The 1,126-nt window shown below is 36.8% G+C and carries 1 protein-coding gene; it reads right to left on the bottom strand.

The genetic code is table 11. The features are described 5' to 3' along the window. Positions 1–34 precede the first annotated feature (34 nt). Positions 35–1,126, bottom strand: a 1,092-nt coding sequence (locus ACLTU0_RS12010) for a DHHW family protein (RefSeq protein WP_412322676.1), incomplete at its 5' end; no start/stop codon positions are given.

Raw genomic sequence — 1,126 nt, 5'->3', positions numbered from 1 at the left:
ATTTTAAAAATCTCCGCTTTTTTAATGCTATTTATTATTGAAGTATCGCCAAATCGTTTGCTTCACACATATTGCTTATTCCGTAAAGTATAAGCACCTCGTCATAGCTGTTCTGCTCCGTCAATGCAGATACATTATTAAGATAATATCTCAAGTCCACCATATCAATCTGCGAACAATTTTCAGCCATAAACGGCACGAAACAATGTGCATAGCTGTCTTTTATCACAAGCACTTTCTTACCGTCCTCATTATCGTTATTCACAATCCTTTCAAAATTATGATTTCCGTCAAGGAACACCGGGTATTTATCAAGTTCTTCGAGATGTTCTTTAAAAAACATACTGTCATAAACCTCATCTTCAAAGCCGTCATTAATCGTCACCGTAACATTAATCGGATATTCCCACGTTTCTATACTGTCAGATTTTTCGTACCACAATGCACTTTTTGAATAAGTCGTGCCGAAAAAGCCGTCTGTACTTTCAATATCATAATCACTGCGAACTTCAATATTTTCACTTTCCGCCCACTTTTTATATGCCAAATACGCACCGTAACTTGTCCAGTGGTGGTCGGTTTTATAATAAATCTGCTTGTCCTTGTTTTCGGTCAGAGTATCGCGTATATCAATAAATTCTGCGTTCTCTGCCCTGTTTTTTACATCGTCGATTATTTCGCTGTCATTATATTCGGTATGAACTTTCGGAAGTTCTTCCGACATTATATATCCCGTTGACGGTACAACAATAAGTTTTGTTTCGATACCCGTATTTTTCACGAAATTATTTATCGCTGTTATATTTGCATTTAATTTCTCTTCATCACACTTTACAGGTGTGTTAATAATATACCCGTCTTTTCCTTTATATACCCCATTTGAGCCGTTACGTCCCGAATAAAGCATATAATATGAATCGGTTGACGCAAAGAAATTTCTTGCGGGAAAGTGGTCTGAAATATATGTTTCAAAATCCTTTTCCCATTTTCCGTTAAACAATTTTTGTACACTGAATTCAGGGAATTTTGCAAGTGTTCGTTTTTCGTTCACCGAAACCTCTTGTTTCGGCAAAAACGCGGTAAGCGCCGCCATTGCACCTATAAATCCGCAAAACAATACTGTAAG

This window comes from Hominilimicola sp., from assembly GCF_046972485.1.
Classification (GTDB): Bacteria; Bacillota; Clostridia; order UBA1381; family UBA1381; genus Hominilimicola; species Hominilimicola fabiformis.
Note: the sequence above shows the minus strand (reverse complement) of the source record. Positions and strands in the feature narration are given on the sequence as shown.